Genomic DNA, 1,290 nt, shown 5'->3' on the forward strand with positions numbered 1-1,290 from the left:
GGTGCCGGACATCCGCCCGGTGGCGCCGCCCGGCACGGCCACCAGGACGTTCGCACCGGGGGCGAGCAGCCCCTGACGGCGGCTGCCCGGCCCGTAGTTGCTCATCTCCAGCGGTCGGCCGGCCTCATCACAGGCGCCGACGGCCAGCACGCCGTCCAGCGTGGCGGGCACGTGGTCGCACAGGCAGCCGTCGTTCCCGGCCGCGGCCACGACCAGCACGCCCTGCTCGCGGCAGCGGCGCACCGCCCGCGCCAGCACGTCCTCTGCCTCCCCGGGGTCGGCCAGCTGGCCACCGCTCACGTTGATCACATGAGCGCCCGCGTCGGCGGCCAGCTCGATGGCGCGGGCCAGATCAAGCTGGGAGGTGCGCCGCCCCTCGGCGAACACCGGCACGCTGACCGCCCGGCAACCCGGCGCGACCCCGGGCACGGGCCCGTCGTGCCGGCCGAACAGCACACCGGCCACCGCCGTGCCGTGCACCGCCTTGCGCCCCGCGGCCGCTCCGCCAGGCCAGACGTCGAGCAACTGGGTCAGCTTCGCGCCGGACAACGCCGGATGGGCCTCATCGACCAGGCCGTCGACGACCGCCACCGTCACCCGCTCGTCACCGGTAGTGCGCTGCCACAGCTGCGCCAGTCCCACGATCGCTGCTACCTCGCCCATCCCACACACCCGCTCCCGTGTATCCCGGCGTGCTCGTTCGTGGAGGGTGGAGCGCCGACACATAGTCACGCGCCGACGCTCACCGCGTCATCGGCTACTCGTCGCCGTCGTCAGCGAAGGGGTACCGGAAGCTCCCGACCTCGGACTGGTCGACGCCCGCTGTCTGGGTGGCGGCGGCGCCGGTGATGGTGCGCTCGACCGGGGCGGCCAAGTGCGGGATGCATGTCTGCGCCATGGTGGTTTCTCCTTGTCTGCTCATCAGAGCGAGATATCGGGGTTGCCGTAGGGGGAGGAGGGTGATCGCCGGCCGAGTGCCTGGCGCTCACCCCGAAGCGGTCGGCTACTCGTCACCCTCATCGGCGAACGGGTAGTGGGAGGTGCGCCCCGTCGCGGCTTGCTCGACACCGGCCTGCTCAGCCGGGGGCCCTCCGGTGATGGTGCGCTCGACCGGGGCGGCCAGACGCGGGATGAACGACTCCGACATGATGATTGGTCCCTTCCGGGGTCGTGGGATCGGTTGCGCGATCCACCAAACAATGCGCACCCAAAGCAATCATAAAGTTACTCTATGTAATATGCCGTGAAGGTGAGGAAGCCGTAGCCTGCAACATGGAATTTCCATTACCT

3 protein-coding genes are annotated in these 1,290 nt (G+C 70.4%); all 3 read right to left on the bottom strand.

Features of this window, described 5'->3' with window-relative positions; all coding sequences use genetic code 11:
- Nucleotides 1–663 (bottom strand): S8 family serine peptidase (locus ACFOYY_RS24975; protein ID WP_386192510.1); only part of this gene is annotated, 663 nt, incomplete at its 3' end.
- A 94-nt stretch (nt 664–757) separates the two neighbouring features.
- Nucleotides 758–898, bottom strand: a complete 141-nt coding sequence (locus tag ACFOYY_RS24980) for a hypothetical protein (protein ID WP_386192513.1) — start codon at nt 896–898, stop codon at nt 758–760.
- A gap of 105 nt (nt 899–1,003) precedes the next feature.
- Nucleotides 1,004–1,147, bottom strand: coding sequence for a hypothetical protein (locus ACFOYY_RS24985; protein WP_386192516.1), 144 nt, complete (start codon nt 1,145–1,147; stop codon nt 1,004–1,006).
- Between the last annotated feature and the right edge of the window lie 143 nt (nt 1,148–1,290).

This window comes from Streptosporangium jomthongense (assembly GCF_042650425.1).
GTDB lineage: Bacteria > Actinomycetota > Actinomycetes > Streptosporangiales > Streptosporangiaceae > Streptosporangium.

Excerpts from the sequence above, each read along its gene's own strand:
- ACFOYY_RS24985 (WP_386192516.1), bottom strand. The coding sequence starts at position 1,147 with ATGTCGGAGTCGTTCATCCCGCGTCTGGCCGCCCCGGTCGAGCGCACC.
- ACFOYY_RS24980 (WP_386192513.1), bottom strand. The coding sequence starts at position 898 with ATGGCGCAGACATGCATCCCGCACTTGGCCGCCCCGGTCGAGCGCACC.